The organism is Streptomyces sp. NPDC051172 (genome assembly GCF_040682555.1).
Taxonomy (GTDB): Bacteria; Actinomycetota; Actinomycetes; order Streptomycetales; family Streptomycetaceae; genus Streptomyces.
The window spans coordinates 1-1,075 of the sequence record NZ_JBFBBE010000459.1; the positions used below are offsets into that span (position 1 = coordinate 1).

A 1,075-nucleotide genomic window follows, 5' to 3' on the forward strand; every position below is an offset into this window, starting at 1 on the left:
CGCCACCGTCGAGGCCTACGTCGCCGACGCGCGTGACGAGTTCGCCGAGCAGTACTGCATGCCCACACTCAAGGCCAACGCCCTCTACATGGACGCCTACCCGCTGGTCTCCGCGATCTCGCGCCCGGTGATCTCCCGCCACCTGGTCGCGGCGGCCCGCCAGTTCGGCGCCTCGACGGTGGCGCACGGCTGCACCGGCAAGGGCAACGACCAGGTCCGCTTCGAGGTCTCCATCCAGACCCTCGGGCCCGACCTGAAGTGCATCGCCCCGGTGCGCGACCTCGCCCTGACCCGTGAGAAGGCCATCGAGTACGCCGAGCGCAACGACCTGCCGATCGTCACCACCAAGAAGAACCCGTTCTCGATCGACCAGAACGTGTGGGGCCGCGCCGTCGAGACCGGCTTCCTCGAGGACATCTGGAACGGCCCCACGAAGGACGTCTACGACTACACGGACGACCCCGCCTTCCCGCCGGCGCCGGACGTGGTCACGATCGCCTTCGAGCGCGGCGTCCCCACAGCCCTCGACGGCCGCGCGCTGAGCCCGCTGGAGATCATCGAGGAGCTCAACCGCCGGGCCGGTGCCCAGGGCGTGGGCCGGATCGACATCGTCGAGGACCGCCTCGTGGGCATCAAGTCCCGCGAGATCTACGAGGCACCGGGCGCCATGGCGCTGATCGCGGCCCACCGTGAGCTCGAGAACGTCACCCTGGAGCGTGAACAGGCGCGCTTCAAGAAGCATGTGGACCAGCGTTGGACCGAGCTGGTCTACGACGGCCAGTGGTACTCCCCGCTGAAGCGGAACCTGGACACGTTCATCGACGCGACCCAGGAGCACGTCAACGGTGAGATCCGCCTGGAGCTCCACGGTGGCCGCGCCACGGTGCAGGGTCGCCGGTCCGAGACCGGCCTGTACGACTTCAACCTCGCCACGTACGACGAGGGCGACTCGTTCGACCAGTCCTCGGCCCGCGGGTTCATCGACAACTACGGCCTGTCCGCGAAGACGGCCTCCGAGCGAGAGCAGCGCCTGCGCGGCAGCGCCGACCTCCAGGACGTCGCCCGCCTGTCCAAC

At 68.9% G+C, this 1,075-nt stretch carries 1 protein-coding gene; it reads left to right on the forward strand.

Annotated elements, in window-relative coordinates:
* Positions 1-1,075, forward strand: a 1,075-nt coding sequence (locus AB0N07_RS51920) for an argininosuccinate synthase (RefSeq protein ID WP_365848094.1), incomplete at both ends; no start/stop codon positions are given.